This window comes from Streptomyces sp. NEAU-174 (genome assembly GCF_052665095.1).
Genome location: NZ_JBQTCE010000005.1, coordinates 301,659 through 321,044 on the forward strand (window position 1 = coordinate 301,659; position 19,386 = coordinate 321,044).

At 72.1% G+C, this 19,386-nt stretch carries 18 protein-coding genes; 7 read left to right on the forward strand and 11 right to left on the reverse strand.

Annotation, left to right across the window (positions count from 1 at the left end; all coding sequences use genetic code 11):
* Positions 1 to 385 precede the first annotated feature (385 nt).
* The 3 genes from ACT2CW_RS17030 to ACT2CW_RS17040 all read right to left on the reverse strand — a co-directional run bounded on the left by ACT2CW_RS17030 (position 386) and on the right by ACT2CW_RS17040 (position 4,277).
* Positions 386 to 1,774, reverse strand: coding sequence for a hypothetical protein (locus ACT2CW_RS17030; protein ID WP_445517157.1), 1,389 nt, complete (start codon positions 1,772 to 1,774; stop codon positions 386 to 388).
* 105 nt (positions 1,775 to 1,879) lie between these two features.
* Entirely contained in the window at positions 1,880 to 3,085 is a 1,206-nt protein-coding gene (locus ACT2CW_RS17035) for an Ig-like domain-containing protein (RefSeq protein WP_164432651.1), read from the reverse strand.
* Positions 3,086 to 3,638: 553 nt separating this feature from the next.
* Positions 3,639 to 4,277 carry a LysE family translocator gene (locus tag ACT2CW_RS17040; RefSeq protein WP_020871966.1) on the reverse strand — a complete coding sequence of 213 codons (639 nt, stop codon included), beginning with the start codon at positions 4,275 to 4,277 and terminating at the stop codon, positions 3,639 to 3,641.
* 266 nt (positions 4,278 to 4,543) lie between these two features.
* Between ACT2CW_RS17040 and ACT2CW_RS17045 the strand changes: the two genes are divergently transcribed.
* The gene (locus tag ACT2CW_RS17045) at positions 4,544 to 6,436 is read left to right on the forward strand and encodes an ABC transporter ATP-binding protein (RefSeq protein ID WP_445517372.1); all 1,893 of its coding nucleotides are present in this window, start codon (positions 4,544 to 4,546) and stop codon (positions 6,434 to 6,436) included.
* Positions 6,437 to 6,449: 13 nt separating this feature from the next.
* On the opposite strand, the gene ACT2CW_RS17050 is transcribed toward ACT2CW_RS17045, so the two are convergent.
* Complete coding sequence (locus ACT2CW_RS17050) at positions 6,450 to 6,959, reverse strand: inorganic diphosphatase (protein WP_445517373.1); 510 nt, start codon at positions 6,957 to 6,959, stop codon at positions 6,450 to 6,452.
* Between the two features lie 92 nt (positions 6,960 to 7,051).
* Positions 7,052 to 7,753: a TetR/AcrR family transcriptional regulator gene (locus tag ACT2CW_RS17055; protein ID WP_445517158.1), complete on the reverse strand. Its 702-nt coding sequence runs from the start codon at positions 7,751 to 7,753 to the stop codon at positions 7,052 to 7,054.
* Positions 7,754 to 7,874: 121 nt separating this feature from the next.
* Between ACT2CW_RS17055 and ACT2CW_RS17060 the strand changes: the two genes are divergently transcribed.
* Both ACT2CW_RS17060 and ACT2CW_RS17065 read left to right on the forward strand, forming a co-directional pair.
* Positions 7,875 to 8,930 (forward strand): medium chain dehydrogenase/reductase family protein, encoded by a 1,056-nt coding sequence (locus ACT2CW_RS17060; RefSeq protein ID WP_445517159.1) that lies wholly within the window; start codon positions 7,875 to 7,877, stop codon positions 8,928 to 8,930.
* A gap of 108 nt (positions 8,931 to 9,038) precedes the next feature.
* A complete protein-coding gene (locus tag ACT2CW_RS17065; protein ID WP_086886036.1) occupies positions 9,039 to 9,671 on the forward strand; it encodes a GntR family transcriptional regulator in 633 nt (210 codons plus the stop codon).
* A gap of 72 nt (positions 9,672 to 9,743) precedes the next feature.
* Here ACT2CW_RS17065 and ACT2CW_RS17070 read toward each other — a convergent pair whose 3' ends face one another.
* The 3 genes from ACT2CW_RS17070 to ACT2CW_RS17080 form a co-directional block, all read right to left on the reverse strand.
* Positions 9,744 to 10,115: a cupin domain-containing protein gene (locus ACT2CW_RS17070; protein ID WP_445517374.1), complete on the reverse strand. Its 372-nt coding sequence runs from the start codon at positions 10,113 to 10,115 to the stop codon at positions 9,744 to 9,746.
* 56 nt (positions 10,116 to 10,171) lie between these two features.
* On the reverse strand, positions 10,172 to 10,981 hold the full coding sequence (locus ACT2CW_RS17075; protein ID WP_445517160.1) for a carbon-nitrogen hydrolase family protein: 810 nt from the start codon (positions 10,979 to 10,981) through the stop codon (positions 10,172 to 10,174).
* Positions 10,982 to 11,226: 245 nt separating this feature from the next.
* Positions 11,227 to 12,582 carry an MFS transporter gene (locus ACT2CW_RS17080; protein ID WP_445517161.1) on the reverse strand — a complete coding sequence of 452 codons (1,356 nt, stop codon included), beginning with the start codon at positions 12,580 to 12,582 and terminating at the stop codon, positions 11,227 to 11,229.
* 261 nt (positions 12,583 to 12,843) lie between these two features.
* Here ACT2CW_RS17080 and ACT2CW_RS17085 point away from each other — a divergent pair, with 261 nt between their 5' ends.
* Positions 12,844 to 13,569: a DUF2848 domain-containing protein gene (locus tag ACT2CW_RS17085; protein WP_414083197.1), complete on the forward strand. Its 726-nt coding sequence runs from the start codon at positions 12,844 to 12,846 to the stop codon at positions 13,567 to 13,569.
* A 108-nt stretch (positions 13,570 to 13,677) separates the two neighbouring features.
* On the opposite strand, the gene ACT2CW_RS17090 is transcribed toward ACT2CW_RS17085, so the two are convergent.
* Positions 13,678 to 14,121 carry an SPW repeat protein gene (locus ACT2CW_RS17090; protein ID WP_138911020.1) on the reverse strand — a complete coding sequence of 148 codons (444 nt, stop codon included), beginning with the start codon at positions 14,119 to 14,121 and terminating at the stop codon, positions 13,678 to 13,680.
* A gap of 152 nt (positions 14,122 to 14,273) precedes the next feature.
* Positions 14,274 to 14,645, reverse strand: a complete 372-nt coding sequence (locus ACT2CW_RS17095; RefSeq protein WP_182468872.1) for a 5-carboxymethyl-2-hydroxymuconate Delta-isomerase — start codon at positions 14,643 to 14,645, stop codon at positions 14,274 to 14,276.
* A gap of 133 nt (positions 14,646 to 14,778) precedes the next feature.
* Here ACT2CW_RS17095 and ACT2CW_RS17100 point away from each other — a divergent pair, with 133 nt between their 5' ends.
* Complete coding sequence (locus tag ACT2CW_RS17100; RefSeq protein ID WP_256649896.1) at positions 14,779 to 14,910, forward strand: hypothetical protein; 132 nt, start codon at positions 14,779 to 14,781, stop codon at positions 14,908 to 14,910.
* A 72-nt stretch (positions 14,911 to 14,982) separates the two neighbouring features.
* Complete coding sequence (locus tag ACT2CW_RS17105) at positions 14,983 to 15,561, forward strand: winged helix-turn-helix domain-containing protein (RefSeq protein WP_445517162.1); 579 nt, start codon at positions 14,983 to 14,985, stop codon at positions 15,559 to 15,561.
* 109 nt (positions 15,562 to 15,670) lie between these two features.
* Here the strand turns inward: ACT2CW_RS17105 and ACT2CW_RS17110 are convergent, their stop codons facing one another.
* On the reverse strand, positions 15,671 to 17,866 hold the full coding sequence (locus ACT2CW_RS17110; RefSeq protein WP_445517163.1) for an MMPL family transporter: 2,196 nt from the start codon (positions 17,864 to 17,866) through the stop codon (positions 15,671 to 15,673).
* Between the two features lie 238 nt (positions 17,867 to 18,104).
* On the opposite strand from ACT2CW_RS17110, the gene ACT2CW_RS17115 reads away from it, so the two are divergent.
* The gene (locus ACT2CW_RS17115) at positions 18,105 to 19,379 is read left to right on the forward strand and encodes a sensor histidine kinase (protein WP_445517164.1); all 1,275 of its coding nucleotides are present in this window, start codon (positions 18,105 to 18,107) and stop codon (positions 19,377 to 19,379) included.
* Positions 19,380 to 19,386 lie beyond the last annotated feature (7 nt).

Genomic DNA, 19,386 nt, shown 5'->3' on the forward strand with positions numbered 1-19,386 from the left:
GTGGGCCGTTACTCGCCACGCATGCGGGAACGAGGCGCGGCGGCGCATCGGCGGTCAGGGGGTGCGCGCATACGGCGATCCACGCGGGGGCATCCCGCGCCGCCGTCCCCCGGCAGATGTGGAACCCACCGGTCTGTAGCACCAGTAGGCGCGCGACTCGCCGTCGGCCGCCAGAGTTGTGCCGCCGAATTACCCCGGATAGCGCAGCGCTCGGCGGCCTTCCCCGCGCACACCATCCGCCCGGTGCGGCGCACGTTCTCCGTGGTCGGGGCACCGCGTACGCACCGCGCAGCATGGGGCGGGTGCCGGGGTGTCCCTGCGCGGTGTGCCGGAGCAGCACGGGGCGGGTGCCGGGTCGCCCCGGTGCGGTGTGCCGGCGCGGGGGTCAGCCGTCGCCGAAGCCTCCCCCGAAGCCGCCGTCGAAGCCACCGCCGTCGCCGAAGCCGCCGCCGAAACCGCCGTCGTCGAAGCCACCGCCGGAGTCGCCGCCGTTCCCGCCGTCGCCGAAGCCGCCGTCGAACGCTCCGTTCCCGTAGTCCGGGCCGAGGGACCCGCCGAGCAGCGTGCCGACCAGCAGCCCGGGCAGCAGCATCGAGCCGTAGCCGCCGAAGTAGCCGCTCGCCCAGGGCCCGTAGGCCGGACCGGCGTCCCAGTACGGGCGGCGCCGGTCGCCGCCGACCGGGACGGTGCGGGCGTCCGGGTAGCGGCCGTCGTCGACGCGGGTGGCGTCCGCGGCGCAGGCGGGGACGGAGCGCTGGGTGCCGCCCGGGGGCGCCCACGGGACGTCACGGACCGAGGGGCCGTGGCGCGGGTCGAAGAAGCACGGAGGGCGCCGCTGGGGCAGCGGGCCGCCCTCGCGGCGGGCTTCGAGCACCGCCAGCGCGAAGCGGCCCTCCTCCAGCGCCTCGGTCACCGGCCGTACGTCCTCGGGCCGCCGGGCGGCGGCGGACCTGGCCTTCGCCTCCTCGTAGGCGTCCAGGGCGCGGCCGTAGTCGTCCGCCATCTCGGGGGTGGACGCCGGGTCGGCGGGGTCGAAGCGGGTCCCGCCGAGCTTCTCGCCGTACGCGGTGATGTCCTCCTCGACCGCGCCGCGCACCTGCTCCAGCGCGGCCCGTTCGCGCTCGCGGCGCTGCTTGCGGGTGCGCCGCACCAGGTACAGGCCGCTTGCGCCGACGGCGGCCAGGACGATCAGCACCGCCACCGCGTCCCCCGTCGACAGGGTGGAGCCCCGCGCGCCCTGGTCGCCGCCGGACCCCTGGTCGCCGCCGGACCCCTGGCCGGTCCGATCGTGGATCGCGGTGGCCGTGTCGGTCACGAAGCCGTTCAGAACGGCGGCGAGGTCGTGCGGATGCTGCCGCAGGTTCCGCTCCGCCAGCGCCCGCGAGGTGCTTCCGGGCAGCACCGAGGTGTCGGAGGCCGCCCCGAAGGAGGAGCCGAGCGCCACCGCGTAGACGCCGGGGCGGTCGACGGCGGCACGCAGCCGCCCGAAGACGCGCTCTCCGCCGTACGCGGGGTTGTCCGGCAGAACGGCCACGTAGACCGGCACATCAGCGGTGCGGATGTGTGCCACCAGGGCGCGGGCCTGCCCGGCGCTCAGGGCGTCGGAGGCGCCGGGATCGACGTAGACGGGGCTGCTGCGCAGCGCCTTGCCGATCTTGTTCACATCCGTTTCGGCATGCGCGCCCCCGGCGGTGAGCAGCACCGCCGTCAGGGCGACGAGGACGGCCAGCAGGAGCGTGCCCCATCGTGGCGTCTTGCTGGACACACTTCGCATTTACCCGCATAAGGGGCAGATATGCGCCGGTATGTCCCTCGGCGCGGCATGGCCGGGCCCCGCCACCGCCCCTCTCGGGCAGTGGCGGGGCTCAGCGCTGTGTGCTCAGGCCGTGGTCGTGACCTGGGCTTCGGTGACGGTCTGCGTGTACTCGGAGACGCCCGAGGCTCCGAAATTGGCGTCGCCCGAGTAGACCGCGCTGACGTCCCACTCGCCCGCCGTCAGTCCCACGGTGACGAAGGCGAATCCGAAGGCGTCCACGGGCGCCTCGATCTCGATGACGGCACCATCGGTCAGGGTGAAGGTGACCGTGCCCGTCGGGGTGCCGTCGCCGGGCGGGAGCGCCTCCACGAAGGCGACGAAGTCGATCTCCGTGCCCGCCTGGGCCGGGTTGGGGTTGGAGCTGATCGAGGTCCTCGACACCGCCAGGTTCACCAGCTGCGTCAGGGTCGCCGACGACGACGCGGCGAAGTTGGCGTCACCGCTGTAGTTGGCCGTCACGGTGTGCGACCCCGTGCCCAGGCCGCTGGTGGTGAACGTCGCCGTGCCACCCGAGAGGGGCTGGGTGAACGAACCGCCCCCGCTGCCGCTGATCACGAAGGTGACCGTGCCGGTCGGGACGCCGGTGGCGGGCGCGTTCGGCGTGACCGTGGCGGTGAAGGTCACCGGCTGCCCGAACACGGACGGGTTCACCGAGGACATCAGCGTCGTGGTCGTGGCCGCGGGCCCGGGGTTCACGGTGTGGGTGTCGGTGCCGGTGGACGGCAGGAAGGTGGCGTCGCCGCTGTAGACGGCGACCACGGTGTGGGCGCCGACGCCGAGGGTGCTGAGGGTGATCGTGGCCATGCCGCCCGACAGCGACTGGGTGAACGTGCCGCCCCCGCTGCCGCTGATGATGAAGGTGACCGTGCCGGTCGGGACGCCCGCGCCGGGCGCGACCGGGGTGACCGTGGCGGTGAACGTGACCGGCTGCCCCAGCGTCGAGGGGTCAGGCGCCGACGTCACCGATGTGGTCGTGGACGCCTGGATCACGACGACGGCCGTGGTGCCGGTGGACGGGGTGAAGTTGGCGTCGCCGTTGTAGGTGGCGGTGACGATGTGGGTGCCGACTGTCAGACCGCTCGCGGTGACCGAGGCGGTCCCGCCGGACAGCGTCCCGGTCAGGGTGGGACCGCCGCTGACCACGAAGGTGACGGTGCCCGTGGGCGTTCCGACGCCGACCGGTATCACGGTGGCGGTGAGCGTGACGGACTGCCCGTTCACGGCGGGGTTCGGTGCCGCCGTGACCAGGGTGATCGTGGGTGAAGCCATGATGGCCCTCCAAGTGGGGTGGGGTGGTGGGCCGTTGCTCGCCACGCGGGGCTGTGACCGCGGCGCGTGGTGGCGCATCAGGAGTTGGGGGGTGCGCGCTTACGGCGTTTCGACGCGGGATGCGCGTCTCGCCGTCCCCCGGCAGCTGGGAAACCCACCGGTCTGTAGCACCAGTAGGCACGCGACACGCCGCCAACACCATGGATACGCACCCGAATTACCCCATACGGCGCAGCGCCCACCCCCTCCCCCAGCGCACCTCCCGCCCCATGCACGGCGCGTGTGCCCGGCCGTCAACTGCCCGCGCACGCGGGGCGCATGGTGGGTGTGTCGTCAGAGGAAGTGATCGCCGGCCGGGCAGAGCGCCGGGGGTGGCAGGGCGCGGACGGAGTCCATACGGGACTAAGCGCTTCGCTGGAAGTGCCCCGACCTGCCGTCGATCGTCTGCGGCGCCGTCGTGGCTGATCGCGCCCGCGCGGCGGAGCCGCACATCGGCACGGCCCCGCGCCCCTTCGGGGCGCCACCGAACCGCGGCCGACTTCCACCGATCCGCTTAGTCCGCGCGGCCGGTCGCGGCGACGGTGACGCCGAGGCCGATCATCGAGAGTCCGCCGACGCCGCCGACCATGGCGAGCCGCCGCGGGGAGCGGGCGAACCAGGTGCGGGCGGTGGCCGCGGCCAGGCCCCAGACGCTGTCGGAGATCACCGCGATGGCGTTGAAGACCAGCCCGAGCAGCAGCATCTGCGGTACGACATGCCCCTGCTCGCGGTCGACGAACTGGGGCAGTACGGCCGCGAAGAACACGATCGTCTTGGGGTTGGCCACACCGACCGCGAACCCCTCCCACAGCGTGCGCAGACCCCCGTGGGCGGGGCCGTCGCCGGTGAAGGCGGCCTGTAGCGAGCGGCGCTGCCGCACCGCCTTGACCCCCAGGTACACCAGATACGCGGCGCCCACCAGCTTCAGCGCGGTGAAGACGAGCACCGAGCGCTCCACCACCGACCCGACGCCCAGCGCCACGGCCACGACCAGTGCGTACGCCCCGAGCGTATTGCCGACGACCGTGGTCAGCGCGGCGCGGCGGCCCTGGGCCAGCGCCCGGCCGACCACGAAGAGCACGCTCGGACCGGGGATCACGATCAGCAGGAAGGACATGGCCGCGAAGGCGAGAAGGCGGTCGATGGACACCATGAAGCGCATCGAAGCACGCGAGCGGCGCGCGGCTCCAGCGCTTTTCCCGGTCGCGTGACCCACCGGACGCGCTCCCCGATCGGTGGACCTCGCCGTAAACCCCGGGCGCCCGGGTCCCGGTCTGCGGCAGTCTGAGGCATACCGAAGGGAAAACGCACCCTCAGGGGGGATTTGTGACGTCTCGAACCACGAAGCAGGCGGAACAGCCACCGGAACCGGCGGTCGAGCGGCCCGGCGAGGAGTTACGGTTCCGGTCGCCCACGCTGATGGCCTTGGAGAAGCGTCCCGTCACCACCCGGGCCATGGCCCGCCGACTGCCCCAACTGGTGCGCCGCTCCCTGGGGTTGGCCTGGAAGGTGGACCGCAAGGCGGTGGTGGCGCTGCTGGTGTGCCAGGCGCTGTCGGGGTTCTTCGAGGCCTTCGGGCTGCTGGCCACCACCGGCACGATCACGGCGCTCATCTCGTCCGGCCACATCACCGACCGGCTCCGGGACGCGCTGCCCTCGATCGCGGTGCTGGCGGGGGCGGCCGGGCTGCGGGCGCTGCTGGGGATCGCGGTCAACAACATCTCCAGCCGGCTCTCCCCGCGGATCTCCCGGGAGGCCGAGACCCAGATGCTGGACGCGGCGATCAACGCCGAACTGGCGGCGTACGACAACCCCGGGTTCAACGACAAGTGGGACGCGGCGGACCGGGGCGCCGAGGTGGCGCGGGATCTGATCACCGAGTCGCAGCAGCTCATGGCGTGTCTCTCCTCGCTGATCGCGGCGGCGGGCGTGGTCACCGTGCTGCATCCGGCGCTGCTGCCGCTGTTGCTGCTGGCCGCGCTGCCGCAGGGGATCGCGGGGATGAAGGCGGCCCGGGTGCACTACGAGACCAGCCGTGCGATCAGCGCGGACCGGCGCACGCTGGGGCTCCTGCGCTGGTACATGGTGGACAAGGACATCGCCGATCAGCTCCGTTCCGGCACCATGGCGGAGTTTCTGCTGAAGCGGTACCGGGCCATCGGGGCGCGGGTGGACACGGCCACCGACAAGGCGGTGCACCGGGGCGCGCGGTACGCGGTGCTGGGGGCGCTGGCCGGAGGGCTGGCGTCCGGGCTGGTCTGGGCGTCGCTGGCGCTGCTGCTGGGCGCGGGGCAGATGTCGGTGGCGTCGGCGGGCACGGCGGTGTTCGCGCTGCGGACGGTCGGCGCCTCGCTCCAGGGGATGGTCGGCTACGGGACGCGGCTGTTCCGTACGGGGCTGTATCTGGACGACTGGGCGGAGTTCATCGAGGAGGCGGGCGGGCACCGGATGCGGCGCGGCGCCCTGGCCCCGGCGGCGCCGCGGGTCATCAGGGCCGAGGGGCTGACGTACGCCTATCCGGAGTCCGACGCCCCGGCCCTGGACGAGGTCACGCTGGAGGTGCGGCGGGGCGAGGTGCTCGCGCTGGTCGGGGAGAACGGCTCGGGCAAGACCACCCTGAGCAAGCTGCTGACCGGGCTCTATCTGCCCACCAAGGGCATGGTGACCTGGGACGGCGTGGGCGTGGCGGAGCTGGATCCGCAGGCGATGTGGCGGCATACGGCGGTCGTTCCGCAGGACTACGCGCACTGGCCGCTGTCCGCACGCGACAACATCACCCTGGGCCAGCCGCACGGCGGGGACGAGCGGGTCCGGGAGGCGGCGGTGCACTCCGGGGCGCATGAGGTGGTGGACGGGCTGCGCAGCGGTCTTGACACCCTGCTGGCCCGGCAGTGGTGGGGCGGGGTGGAGCTGTCCGGCGGGCAGTGGCAGCGCATCGCGCTGGCCCGCGCGTTCCACCGGCCCGCGGGGCTGCTGGTGATGGACGAGCCCACCAGCGCGCTGGACGCCCGCGCCGAGCACCGGATCTTCGCGGGGCTGCGGCGGATGGCGGAGGACCGCGCGGTGGTCCTGGTGACGCACCGGCTGGCGAACGTGGCGGTGGCGGACCGGATCGTGGTGCTGGAGCGGGGGCGGGTGATCCAGCAGGGCACCTTCACCGAGCTGACGGGGTCGCCCGGGCTGTTCCGGGAGCTGTGGGAGCTACAGAACGACCGCGGGGTGCCGGAGAACGACCGTGGAGTCTCGGGGAACGACCGCGGGGTGCCGGAGAACGACCGTGCGGTGCCGGCGCCGCGCGAGGCGTCGCCCTGAGCGTCGGCCCCGCTCAGGGGCTCAGGGGCCGGCCGGTTTCGGCCGCGCGGGCGCGGGAGGCGGCTATCTCGGCGTAGGCCCGGTCGCGGCCCTCCCAGTGGGAGCCCTCGACGGACTTGCCGGGCTCGAGGTCCTTGTAGACCTCGAAGAAATGGGTGATCTCCATGCGGTCGAATTCGGGGACGTCGTCGATGTCCTGCACGCCGACGTAGCGCGGGTCATGGGCCGGGACGCAGAGGATCTTCTCGTCCGGGCCCTGCTCGTCGCGCATGCAGTACATGCCGATGGCCCGGCAGAGGATCACACAGCCGGGGAAGGTCGGCTCGGCGACGGTGACCAGGGCGTCCAGCGGATCGCCGTCCCGGCCGAGGGTGTGGTCGACATAGCCGTAGTCGGCCGGGTACTTCGTCGAGGTGAACAGCATCCGGTCCAGCCGGATCCGGCCGGTCTCGTGATCCATCTCGTACTTGTTGCGGGACCCCTCGGGTATCTCCACGACCACATCGAACTCGCCCTGCTCCATCGCCGCCTCCGCTCCCCGTCGCACTCCGGTGTCCTTCCAGTGTGCGCCGGGGCCGCCGGAGCCGCCGGGCGGGCAGCCCGGACCCGGGGGCCTCAGCCGCCCCGCACCAGGGCGTCGATCTCGGCCTCGAAGAGCACCGAGGGATCGAAGCCCATGCCCGTGAACTGGCCTTGCACATCAAGGCTGATCACGCCGTGGAGCCGGGTCCAGGTGCGCAGCGCACGGCCCTTCAGCTCACCGTCGGGCTCCTCGCCGGGCACCCAGGAGCCCACGCCCTCGAGATGGCGCGCCAGCGCGGCCTCGAGCTCGGTGAGGGGCTGCTGCCCGTGGCTCGCGGTGGCGCCGCGCGCGGTGCCGGAATCGGCATCGCCGACGGTGGAGCAGGCGTCGAAGATGGTCCGCATCATCCCGGCCGCGATCTCGGCGGTCTCCGGCGGCGCGTGGTAACCGGGCACCGGGGTGCCGTAGATGAGCAGATAGCGGTCCGGCTGACGCTTCGCCCAGTCGCGCATGGCGCGGGCCATGGCACGGAAGCGGTCGGCGGGGGCGGCGACGGCGACGGCCTGGGCGAGGGTTTCGGCCAGATCGCGGTAGGTGTCGGTGATCAGCTCGGTCAGCAGCTCGTCCCGGCTGGCGAAATAGCGGTAGAGCGCGGGGCCGGTCATTCCCATCGCCTTCGCGATCGCGTTCACCGAGATGCCCGCCGTGCCCGACTCGGCCAGCTGGGCCAGGGCCACGGCCTTGGCCTCCTCCCGGGTCTGTTTGCGGTAGCGCTCTCGCCGTGCTGTCGCCATGGACGCGCCTCCTGTGCGGGTCTTCGAAATTCGGGCTTGACACTTCGAGAGTAACAGGTTCATTGTTTGGTTAGAAGTTCTCACAACCGCGAGGACTTCTCATCCCGAAACGAGGTCAGCCATGCTCACCGAAGTCGTTCTGCCAGGTCAGGTGGAGCCCGAAGGGCTCGAGCTGCGCACCCGTCCGCGGCCCGAGCCCGGTCCCGGGCAGGCGCTGGTGGCCGTCGAGGCGTCGGGGGTCTCCTTCGCGGAGCAGCAGATGCGCCGCGGGAAGTACTACGACCAGCCGCCGTTCCCCTTCGTCCCCGGCTATGACCTGGTGGGCACGGTGGTCTCGACCGGCCCCGGGGTGGATCCGGCCCTGCGGGGGCGGCGGTTCGCGGCGCTCACGAAGATCGGCGGCTGGGCCAGCCACGCCCTCGTCGACGCGGGCGACCTGGTGGAGGTCCCCGAGGGGGTGGACGCGGCGGAGGCCGAGACGGTGGTGGTCAACGGGATCACGGCCTGGCAGATGCTCCACCGCGTGGCCAAGGTGCGCCCCGGGATGACCGTGCTGGTCCATGGGGCCAACGGCGGGGTGGGCACCACCCTGGTCCAGCTCGCCCGCCACTCGGGCATCAAGGTCATCGGCACCGCCTCACCCCGCCATCACGACGCGGTGCACACCCTCGGCGCCATCCCGCTCGACTACCGCGACCCGGATCTGCCCGCCCGGGTGCGGGAGTTGGCGCCCGGCGGGGTCGACGCGGTTTTCGACCACATCGGCGGCGAGGGCATCGTGGACTCCTTCCGGCTGCTCGCCCGCGGCGGCACGCTGGTCTCCTACGGCACGGCGGCCACCCGGGACGTCCCCGGCTCGTCCCGGGCCCCGGTGCTCAAGCTGTTCGCCCGGCTGGCCCTGTGGAACCTGCTGCCGAACGGACGGCGGGCGCACTTCTTCAACCTCTGGGCCGGGCGGCGGCGCCTTGCCGCCTTCCAGGGGCGGGTCCGCGCCGATCTGGGAGAGGTGCTGGCGCTGATGGCGAAGGGCGAGTTCACCGCGCTGGTGGCGGCGAGGATTCCGCTTTCCGACGCAGCGAAGGCGATGCGGCTGGCCGAGTCCGGCACCGTCGCCGGAAAGGTGGTCCTGGTCCCGGACGAGGACGCCCGCCGGAGCGGCGAGGAGGGCGCGCGATGAGCGAAGCCGGGGCATCCACGGCTCCTGGACACCCGGCCTCCCCTACGCCGCCACCGGTCCGTGATAATTTTCGTATACGAGTTGTATGCGAAGCAGCATGGGGGCCCAGTGCCAGCGCAGTCCGGACGAGAAAAGGCGTACGCGTTCCTCAAGGAGACCGTGCTGACCGATCCCGACATGCAGGGCAGGTTCCTCACCGAGCAGGAGATCGCCGACCGGATCGGCATCTCCCGGACCCCGATCCGTGAGGCCCTTCTCCTGCTGGCGGCCGAGGATCTGGTCCAGCTGGTCCCCAAACGGGGTGCGCATATCGCCCCGCTCTCCGGCCGGGAGATCACCGAGCTGATGGAGCTGCGCGGGATCGTCGAGCGCCATGCCGCCGAGCGGACCATCGAGGCGGGCACGGTGCCGGTCGGGAAGCTGACGGAGCTGCTGGAGCGGCAGCGCGAGCTGATGGGGCCGGAGCAGGCCAAGGAGTTCATCGCCGTCGACCATCTCTTCCACGCGACCATGGTCGCCGCGGTGGGCAATGAACTCCTCAACCGGCACTACGACGGGCTGCGCAGCCGCCAGATCCGGGCCGGGGTGGTGGCCCTGTACACCCAGACCGGCCGCCAGGAGGAGGTGCTCGGCGAGCACCGGGCGATCCTGGACGCGGTGGCCTCCGGGGACCCGGAGGCGGCCCGCACGGCGATCAGCGCCCATCTGGGATCGACGCTGAAGGTGCTGCTCGCCGGGTGAACCACCACCCGGGAGCGCAGCCACCGCCCGGAGTGAGCCGCCATCCGGGTGTGAACCACCGCCCGGGGTGAGTCACCGTCCGGTCGTCGCCTCCGGGTAGGTGATCACCAGCATGGTGACGCCCTCCTCGGAGACCCAGGGGCCATGTGGCATCCCCGGCGGCCGACAGGCGTAGAAGCCGCGCGAGAAGGTCTCCCCCAGGGTCAGATCGCGCATGCTGCCCTCGAGGAGATAGACCTCCTCCCAGCCGTCATGGCGGACCACGCCGGACGGGGAGGTGTCCGTCCCCGGTTCCCAGCGCACCAGGGCGGTGGTGTGGGTGCCGCTCCCGTCCGCGGCCAGGATCTGTTCGCTGACCCCCGCGGCCGCGCCCGGCGGCCGCCGCCAGGGCCCGGCGGGCAGATGGAACTCATGCTCCGGCTTGGCCCCGGCGGTGCCGCTCATGGCCGTACGCCCGGCCTCGCTCATGGCCGTACGCCCGGCCTCACGCCCGACCTCGCTCATGGCCGTACGCCCAGCTTGCGGTTGGCCAGGACGGAGACCGTGCGGCGCACCGCGGTGACCTCCTCGGTGTCCACCTCCCCCACCAACAGCCCGGGCCCCGCGTCCAGCCGCTCCCGCACGGTGCCGTCGGGGCCGATCAGGGCGCTGTGGCCGATACCGGTGGGGGCGGAGGCCGCGGCGGTCAGGCCCGACGCCTCCGGGTCGGCCTGGCCCACGGCCGCCAGCCATACGGTGGCGTCCAGCGCCCGCGCCCGGGTCAGCAGCTCCCACTGCTCGCGCTTACCGGGCCCCGCGCCCCAGGAGGCGGGCAGCAGGGAGAGCACCGCGCCCGCGTCGGCGTGGGCCCGGAAGAGCTCGGGGAACCGTACGTCGTAGCAGGTGGCCAGGCCGACCCGGACGCCGTCCAGGTCGAAGGTCACCACCTCGGAGCCCGGGGCCACGGTCTTGGACTCGGCGAAGCCGAAGGCGTCATACAGATGGATCTTGTCGTAGGAGGTCTCCACTCCCGGGCCGGTGGCCAGCAGGGTGTTGGTCACCCGGCCGTCGGGCGCCGGGGTGAACATCCCGGCCACCACCACCAGCCCGGCGTCCTTCGCGATCTTCCGGACCTCGGTGGCCCAGGGGCCGTCCAGCGGTTCGGCGATGGGGCCGAGCCGGGTGCCGAAGCAGGCCATGGCCGCCTCCGGGAAGGCGACCAGACGCGCCCCGGCGGCCGCCGCCCGCTGGGTCTCCTCACGCAGCAGGGCGAGGTTCGACGCCGGGTCCGGACCGGTGGTGATCTGGCTCAGTGCGATGCGGAGGGGCATGGCGGGTGCTGCCTCATTTCCTGGTCGGAGGGTCGGAGGGTCGGAGCGTTGGGGGGTCGGACGGTCGGAGTGCGGTATGTCCAGGTCGGGAGGGGCGGAGTGCGGCCGGGGTTCGTGATCCCGGCAGCGTACGCGGCCCCGTCCCGCCCCTTCCCCGGTACGGCCCGCTTTACAGCTCCGCGAGGCGAGGCGAGGAAGACGGGACGGGGCGGGACAGGGCGGAACGGAACGGGGCGGGACCGCGGTCAGGACACGGTCGTGGAGGCGGTGGGGCCGACGGGAAGCGGCTCCGGCTCCTCCTCCTCGGCGGCGGACGGGTTCCGGCCCAGCCAGAGGCCTGCCACCGTGACCACCGCGGTGATCGCGATGTAGACGGCCAGCGGCACCCAGGCGTGATAGGCCCCGAGCAGCGTGGTGAAGAGCAGCGGCGCGATCGCGCCACCGATGATCCCGGCGAGGGTGTAGGCGAGCGAGGAGCCGGTGTAGCGCAGCCGCGGGGAGAACTGCTCGGCGATGAAGGCCGCCTGCGGCCCGTACATCAGCGAGTGGATCACCAGCGCGCCGACCACCCCGAGGGTGAGCAGCGCCCAACTGCCGTCCGCGACCAGCGAGAAGAACAGGAACGGCCAGACCCCGGCGGCCACGGCGGCGCCCCCGTACAGCAGCCGCCGATTGACCCGGTCCGAGAGCGCCCCGGCCAGCGGAATGAGCACGATCTGGAGCGAGGAGCCGATCAGCACGGCGGTGAGCGCCGAGCCGCGTGACATGTCGAGTTCCTCGGTGGCGTAGGTGAGCACGAAGACGGTGAACATCGCGTACAGCACATCGGGGGCGACCCGGCTGAGGATCGCGGCGGTCAGCGCCCTCGGCTGGGTGGTGAACACCTCGCGCAGCGGCGCCTCCGGGCGGTCCTGCGCGGCCTCCATCGCCTTGAAGACCGGGGTCTCCTCCAGCTTGGCGCGGATCCACAGACCGAACACCACCAGGAGCCCGGAGAGCAGGAACGCCACCCGCCAGCCCCAGCTGTTGAACTGGTCCTCCGTCAGCGCCGCGCCCAGCGCGGCCAGGACGCCGTTGGCCAGCAGATTGCCCGCCGGCGGGCCGACCTGCGCGGCGGAGGCGTAGAAGCCGCGCCGCCGTGGATCGCCGAACTCGCTGGACAGCAGCACCGCACCGCCCCACTCCCCGCCGACGCCGACACCCTGCGCGAAGCGCAGCAGCACCAGCGCGATCGGGGCCGCGACGCCGACCGTGGCGTAGGTGGGCAGCAACCCGATCAGCAGTGTGGCGCCGCCGATGAGCACGAGCGTCGCGATGAGCACCTTCTTGCGGCCGATGACATCGCCGAGCCGGCCGAAGACGAAGCCGCCCAGCGGCCGGGAGACATAGCCGACGGCGTAGGTGGAGAACGCCAGCAGGGTGCCGGTGGTGGGGTCCTTGGAGGGGAAGAAGAGATCGCCGAAGACCAAGGCCGCGGCGGCGGAGTAGACGGCGAAGTCGTACCACTCCAGGGCGGTGCCGGTGAGGCTGGCGACGAAGGCGCGGCGGACCCCGGACCGGTCGGCCCGGGGTGGCGGTGCGCTCGATGCGGTGGGCTGCATATTCCGTCCTCGAGGTGGTGCATGAGGCTTACGGGATGGTACGTGGCGTTTTCTCAGTGATCCGAGGGGTGGGGGTTGCGCGGATCGACCTTCCGGCATACTTCTTGTATACCGAGCGTATGCGCAACCCCTCCGGAGGAAGTTAACCGCTTCGAAACCGCGAAAAGCGCGGTCACCCGCGCAGATCGCCCCACCAAGCCCCCACAAGCCCCACCGCCCCCCACACACAAGCCCCACCGCGCCCTGGAGAGCACAGCACCCATGACAACGAAGCCGTCGCAGCCCGCAGCACAGTCCGCCCCGTCCTCGCTCACCTTCGAGCTCCCCGATGGCTCCCTGCACCACGTGGAGGTCGTCCAGGTGCTCAACGCGGGCTACGCGGGACGCAGCCAGGAGGACGTGGCCGCCCACGTCGCCGAGCTCGCCGAGCTGGGCGTGCCCGCGCCCTCCGTGACACCCGCCCTCTACCCGGTCGCCCCCTACCTGGCCCAGCAGACCGGCCGCGTCAGCGTCCAGCACGCCCGCACCTCGGGCGAGGCCGAGTGGGCGCTGGTCGTGGCCGCGGACGGAGAGCTGCTGCTGACGGCGGCCTGCGACCACACCGACCGGGAGCTGGAGGTCCACGGCGTGGCCTGGAGCAAGAACGCGGCCCCCGATGTGCTGGCCACCCGCGCCTGGCGGCTGTCCGATGTGGCGCCCCGCCTCGACGATCTGACGCTCCGTGCCTGGGTCACTCACGACGGTGAGGAGACCGAGGTGCAGAGCGGCACCCTGGCCGAGCTGCTGCCGCCCGACTACTGGGTCGAGGTGCTGCGCGAACGCGGTGACCTGGTGCCCGGCACCGTGCTGATCTCCGGCACCATCCCGATGGCCGAGGGCGTGGACCAGTTCGCCGGGCACTGGCGGGTGGAGCTGGGCGACCCGGCCACCGGCCGGACCATCGAATGCTCCTACGACGTGGTCCCGCTGCCCGAGCCGATCGGCTGAGACCCGGCGCACGGGCAACGTGCGAAGGCCGTCCGCCGCACGGCCCCGGAGGGTATGCGGTGGACGGCCTTCGCCGTTGTCCAGACGGTTCGGTGATTCAGCGTCCGGTCAGGTTGTCTCCCTGCCCTTCCGCATCACCATGCCGGCTGCGATCAGGCCGAACAGGCAGGTGATGGCACCCACGACGACATTGTTCGCGATCATCCCGGCATCGGCGCCCCGGGCGACCACCCAGGGGGAAATGATCATCCATACACCGATCGCGGACATGGCCCAGCACAGGCTGTACATCCTCCTCGGCGCCGTGGTGAGGCCGAGCCCCAGCAGGGCGATGGTGATACCGAGGATGAGGTTGTTGACCATGAGGTTGGGGCTGGTGCCCGAGAAGTGCACCACCCAGGGAGAGATGGCGAAGTACAGACCGGCGAGAAGCACCGGCCCGTCGAGGAAGACAACGTCCCGCGCATCCATCATGCGGGCGTAGCGCTCCCGCATCTCGGATACGTCGGGGTGGCCCGTGATATCGCCTCTCGCACGTGAGACGTCGGCCATTTCGACTCGCCTCCTTCGATCCATGCAAGTCTGACCGCACAGTGCGGTAAAAACACCGCACCCCCATTGTGCGCCTCGCCTTGGTATATAGGTAGATGCCGGATTTGACCTCGAAGGTGTATCGTGCGCCCCCGGCCACCATGAAGCCTCCGTCAGGCGGGATGGACCGCCTCGTGCTTCTGGTAGCAGTCCCGGTCCAGATCCCGCACGTCGACAGTGGTCTGCACGGTCAGCCCCGGCACCGGCGCCACATGGGCGCGGGCCACCTCCACCACCGCGGCGGACAGCTCCCGCTTGGTCTCCGCGTCGCGCCCGGACAGGATCGACACCTCGATATGGATCATGGCGAGGTCCTCGGCGCCGTCCGCGAGATGGGCCTCCTCTATCCGCCGGAACCGGGTCTTGCAGCCCGCCACCGCCGTGTCGACGGTCTTGGCGACCACCGGGTGCAGGGCGGCACCGAAGCCGGGGCGGTCGAACGCGTCGGTCAGGGTGTCGGAGTATTCGACGACGATGTGCGGCATGGGCTTGCGCTCCTCAAGGGGTACGCGGCGGCCTGCGGAGCTCTCCGCGCGGGGCCTCTTACCGGGGAATCGTCGCACCTCTTCCCGGTCAACGACCGAGCCCCCCGGGCCCGGTATCTGCTTCAATAGGGCCATGGCCAGCCTCCATGACATCGCGACGGGTCGTTACGACCTCGAGCCGTTCTGGCCGTCCCGGCAGGCCCACCACTTCGACCGCGAGTGTTGCCGCGCATCCGATGCGCGGGCCCGCTCGCTCGGCCGCTGATCTCTCCGTCCGGCCGCCCAGCCCGCGCGCACGACGTCCACTGACGCCCTCTCGCGCGAAAGAGCTGACCTCATGACGAACCTCCGTGGCCTGTCATCCGCCTCCGCCTCCGCTCCCGCGGCCCCGACCAGCCCGTCCGCCCCGCCCGGCCGCCAGCGGTTGCGAGCCGTCGCACCGGACGAGGTGCCACCGGTGGCCGATCTGCTGCACCCCGGCGCCACCTGGCTGCCCGCTCCCCCGCACACCGTGCCCGCGCTCCCCGGCCATCCGCCGATGGTCGGCTATCTGGTGCTGGTCCCGGCCGACCGGCAGGGACCCGAGACGGCGGGGCCGCCGCCGGAGGGGGTTCCGGCGGTGACGGGGGACGAGCTGATCCGGATAGACCCCGACCAGCGGACCGCCGAGATCGCCGGGCGGCCGCTGGACCTGACGTATCTCGAGTTCGAGCTGCTGAGCCATCTCGTCGCCCATCCGCACCGGGTGCACACCCGCGATCAGCTGGTGACCACGGTGTGGGGGTACGGCCATGTCGGCGACGGCCGGACCGTCGATGTCCATGTGGCCCGGCTGCGCCGCAAGATGGGCCCCGAGCACCGGGGGACGATCGTGACGGTGCGGCGGGTGGGGTACAAGTACGTGCCCACCGTCTGACCCGCTCGTCAACCCAACGAACGCCCGCCGTGCCGGGCAGGCCAGGAGCCTGTCCGCCACGGCGGGCGTTGTCCGGTGCGGATCCGGGGACCCCAGCGGACCCGCGACCTCAGCGGCCCGCCCCCACCAGCGGCGGCCGCGGCCGCTCCACCGGCTCCTCGCCGTGGCCGACGCTCGGCAGCCGGCGCAGGGCGCGCGGCAGATACCAGTTGCGCTCCCCGAGCAGCGCCATCACCGAGGGCAGCAGCACCATCCGCACCAGCGTGGCGTCCACCAGCACCGCGACCGCGAGCCCGACGCCCATCTGCTGCATGTCCTGCATCCGCAGCAGCGCGAAGACCGCGAACACGGCGACCATGATGGCGGCCGCCCCGGTGACCGAGCCCGCCGTCGTCCGGATGCCCTCGCGGATCGCGTCCCGGGTGGCGAGCCCCCGCTCATGGGCCTCCCGGATCCGCGAGACCACGAACACGTGGTAGTCCATCGACAGCCCGAAGAGGATGACGAGGACGAACAGCGGCATCCACCCCTCGATCGCCCCGGCCGGCTCCATCCCCAGCCACTCCGCGCCCCAGCCGTGCTGGAAGACGGCGGTCATCGTGCCGTACGCGGCGCCCACCGACAGCAGGTTGAGCAGGATCGAGACGATCGCGATCGGCAGCGACCGGAAGCAGAGCAGCATCAGTACGAAGGTCACGGCGGCGATGAAGAGGAAGACCGGTGCGATGTCGGTCTTCAGCTGGTCGTTGAAGTCGCGGCTGGAGGCGAGCTCACCGGTGACGTACACCTGGTCGGAGACCGGTCCGAGGATCGTCGGCACCAGGTCCTCCTTGAGGGTGTCCAGGGCACGCCGGGAGGTGGCGTCCTGACCGTCCCCGGCCAGCGGCACCTCGATCCGGGCCACCCCCTTCGTACGGTGCGCCTCGACGTCGACCGTCTTCCCGAACCGCCCGGACGCGGCGAGCTCCTTCCTGAAGTCCGCCACGGCCGCGTCGAAGCGGGCGGAGCCGACCTCGTCGGAGCGCAGCACCACCTCGGCCGGGGCGGGGCCGCCGGGGAAGGAGCCGGTGATCTCCCGGTACGCCACGGTGATGGCGGCGTCGGAGCCGAACTGCTTCTCCAGGCCGAGCTGTTCGGTCTTCATCCCGACGGCGGGGGCGCACAGCACCAGCAGCAGCGCGCCCGATACGGCGGCGAACAGCTTCGGCCTGGCCAGGACGGGCCGCATCAGCCGGCCGGAGAGGCCACCACTGGCGTGCACGCCCTTCTTCCGGCGTCGGTTCAACAGCGGCACCCGCCCGGCGTCGACCCGGTCGCCCAGCCAGGACAGCATCGCGGGCAGCACCGTCACCGAGCCGAGCATCGCCATCAGCACGACCAGGATGGTGGCGACCGCGAAGCCGTGGAACAGCATCAGCCCGGACAGGAACATCCCGGCCATCGCCAGCATGACCGTGACCCCGGAGATCAGCACCGCCCGGCCGCTGGTGGCGGCCGCGATCCGCAGCGCGGTCCCGGCGTCCCGGCCCGCGGCCCGCTCATCGCGCTCCCGCCGCAGGTAGAACAGCGAGTAGTCGACGCCGACGGCCAGGCCCACCAGGAACATCACCGAGTTGGTGGAGTCGAACAGGGGCAACTGGTGGCTGACGAGGGCGAGCAGTCCGAAGGTGCCGACGCAGGCGGTCACCGCGAGCAGCACCGGCAGCAGCGCGGCCACCAGCGCCCCGAAGACCACCAGCAGAATGCCCAGCGCCAGCGGTACGGCCGTCAGCTCGGCCTTCTTGAAGTCGTCGGTCAGCATGTCGTCGAGCCGATGCTGGGCGGTGGCGTCGCCGAACTCGTAGGCCACCACGCCCCGATGGACCGCTGAGGTCTTCTCCACCGCCTCGACGACGGGCCCGACCCGCTTCCCTGCCGTGTCCGGGTCGCCCTTCATCTCAAAGCTGATCAGTGCCTCCCGCCCGTTCTCCGAGCGCACCGGGGGCTGCACGCGCACCGTCTCGCCGGTCCGCTCCAGCCGCGCCGAGAGGTCGCGGGCCGCGGCCCGCCAGCCGTCCGGGCGGTCGCTGCGCAGCATCACCATCTCTCCGGCCGGGGTCTGGAGGCCCGCGTCCTCCAGGATCTTCTCGGCGCGCGCGGAATCGCCCGAACTGTTCTCGGAGTTGGTCATCTGCCGGGACCCCGACGCTCCCCCGACCACGGCGACGACCACGACGAACAGCAGCCATCCGATGATCGCGGTCTTGCGGTGGCGGGTGGACCACCCGCCCAGCCGCACGGCCAGGCCCTTCCTCGTTGCGCTCATGGCGTCTCTCCCCGTGAGGTACGGACGGAACAGGTCATGCCACGACGCTAGAAATCCGCAGGTCCGCGCCCCAGCCGGGCAGCCACCCGATCGCCGAGCCATAGGGCGAGGCGGGGAGGTGGTGCCAGGTACACCCCGGGACGGGGTCCGGCCCCCGTGTCCGGGCGGCAGGCCGCTGACACACTGAAGTGGCCCGCCGGTGCGGGCACGACATTCCGACCAGCGAGGGGGAAGCCGGATGAGGGCACGTGGAGCGCTGACGGCCTGCGCACGGGGGTTCGCCGTCTCCTGGCTCGCGCTGGTGTCGATCACCCTGTCCGTGCTGACGATCCTGTCGATCAGCTTCATCCCGCTGGGCATCGGGGTGTTCACCACCCCTCCGCTGATCCGCGCGGTGCGGGCGCACGCCAATCACCGCCGACTGCTGGCCGCCGCCTGGTCCGGTGTGCGGATCCAGCTGCCGTACCGCCCGCTGCCGGCCGATCGGCGCTCCGGGGTCACCGGGCAGGTGGAGCTGTGCACCTTCCTGCTGAAGGACCCGGCCACCTGGCGCGATCTGCTGTGGCTCCAGGTCGATATGACGGCCGGGTACACCATCGCGCTGCTGGCCTTCGTCTTCATGCCGTACGGGCTCGAGGGGTTCGTACTGGCCGCCGGGGTGTGGCAGCCGATCGTGGACGCGGGCGGCACCTACTGGTACGCGTTCCTGCCCATCGACTCGCTGGGCACCGCCCTGCTGGCCGTCCCGGTCGGCGTCGGCTTCATCGCCCTCGGCTCGGTCCTCTCCCCCGTCCTGCTGCGCGGCCACTTCCTGCTGGCGCGCTCCTTCCTGGACCCGACCCCGCATATGGCGCTCGAGCAGCGGGTGCGGCGGCTCACCGAGACCCGGCACGACGCCGTGGACACCTCCGCCGCCGAACTGCGCCGCATCGAGCGCGATCTGCACGACGGCGCCCAGGCCCGGCTGGTGGCGATGGGCATGAGCCTGGGCACCGTGGAGGCGCTGATCGAGAAGGACCCGGCGAAGGCCAGGGAACTGCTCGCCGCGGCCCGTACGAACTCCGCCGAGGCCCTGGCCGAGCTGCGCGACCTGGTCCGCGGCATCCATCCGCCCGTACTGGCCGAGCGCGGCCTGGGGGACGCGGTGCGCGCGCTGGCGCTGCGGATGGCGGTGCCGGTGGAGGTGGACGTGGACCTCACGGGCCGCCCCGACGAACCGGTCGAGTCGGCGGCGTACTTCGCGGTCAGCGAGGTGCTGACCAACGCGGCCAAGCACGCGGGCGCCTCGCGGATGTGGCTGGACATCCACCACCAGGACGGCATGCTGCGCATCACCGTGACCGACGACGGCCGCGGCGGCGCGGAGATCACCCCGGACGGCGGGCTGAGCGGCGTCGAGCGGCGGCTGGGCACGTTCGACGGGGTGCTCGCGGTCAGCAGCCCTCCCGGCGGGCCCACCATGGTGACGATGGAGATCCCCTGCACGCTCTCGGCGCAGGGCGCCGCCAGATGACGCACCC

Bases quoted from the DNA above. Each gene is read 5' to 3' on its own strand.
- ACT2CW_RS17030 (WP_445517157.1), bottom strand. From the start codon at position 1,774: ATGCGAAGTGTGTCCAGCAAGACGCCACGATGGGGCACGCTCCTGCTG.
- ACT2CW_RS17035 (WP_164432651.1), bottom strand. From the start codon at position 3,085: ATGGCTTCACCCACGATCACCCTGGTCACGGCGGCACCGAACCCCGCC.
- ACT2CW_RS17040 (WP_020871966.1), bottom strand. From the start codon at position 4,277: ATGGTGTCCATCGACCGCCTTCTCGCCTTCGCGGCCATGTCCTTCCTG.
- ACT2CW_RS17045 (WP_445517372.1), top strand. From the start codon at position 4,544: ATGGCCTTGGAGAAGCGTCCCGTCACCACCCGGGCCATGGCCCGCCGA.
- ACT2CW_RS17050 (WP_445517373.1), bottom strand. From the start codon at position 6,959: ATGGAGCAGGGCGAGTTCGATGTGGTCGTGGAGATACCCGAGGGGTCC.
- ACT2CW_RS17055 (WP_445517158.1), bottom strand. From the start codon at position 7,753: ATGGCGACAGCACGGCGAGAGCGCTACCGCAAACAGACCCGGGAGGAG.
- ACT2CW_RS17060 (WP_445517159.1), top strand. From the start codon at position 7,875: ATGCTCACCGAAGTCGTTCTGCCAGGTCAGGTGGAGCCCGAAGGGCTC.
- ACT2CW_RS17070 (WP_445517374.1), bottom strand. From the start codon at position 10,115: ATGAGCGGCACCGCCGGGGCCAAGCCGGAGCATGAGTTCCATCTGCCC.
- ACT2CW_RS17075 (WP_445517160.1), bottom strand. From the start codon at position 10,981: ATGCCCCTCCGCATCGCACTGAGCCAGATCACCACCGGTCCGGACCCG.
- ACT2CW_RS17080 (WP_445517161.1), bottom strand. From the start codon at position 12,582: ATGCAGCCCACCGCATCGAGCGCACCGCCACCCCGGGCCGACCGGTCC.
- ACT2CW_RS17085 (WP_414083197.1), top strand. From the start codon at position 12,844: ATGACAACGAAGCCGTCGCAGCCCGCAGCACAGTCCGCCCCGTCCTCG.
- ACT2CW_RS17090 (WP_138911020.1), bottom strand. From the start codon at position 14,121: ATGGCCGACGTCTCACGTGCGAGAGGCGATATCACGGGCCACCCCGAC.
- ACT2CW_RS17095 (WP_182468872.1), bottom strand. From the start codon at position 14,645: ATGCCGCACATCGTCGTCGAATACTCCGACACCCTGACCGACGCGTTC.
- ACT2CW_RS17100 (WP_256649896.1), top strand. From the start codon at position 14,779: ATGGCCAGCCTCCATGACATCGCGACGGGTCGTTACGACCTCGAGCCG.
- ACT2CW_RS17105 (WP_445517162.1), top strand. From the start codon at position 14,983: ATGACGAACCTCCGTGGCCTGTCATCCGCCTCCGCCTCCGCTCCCGCG.
- ACT2CW_RS17110 (WP_445517163.1), bottom strand. From the start codon at position 17,866: ATGAGCGCAACGAGGAAGGGCCTGGCCGTGCGGCTGGGCGGGTGGTCC.
- ACT2CW_RS17115 (WP_445517164.1), top strand. From the start codon at position 18,105: ATGAGGGCACGTGGAGCGCTGACGGCCTGCGCACGGGGGTTCGCCGTC.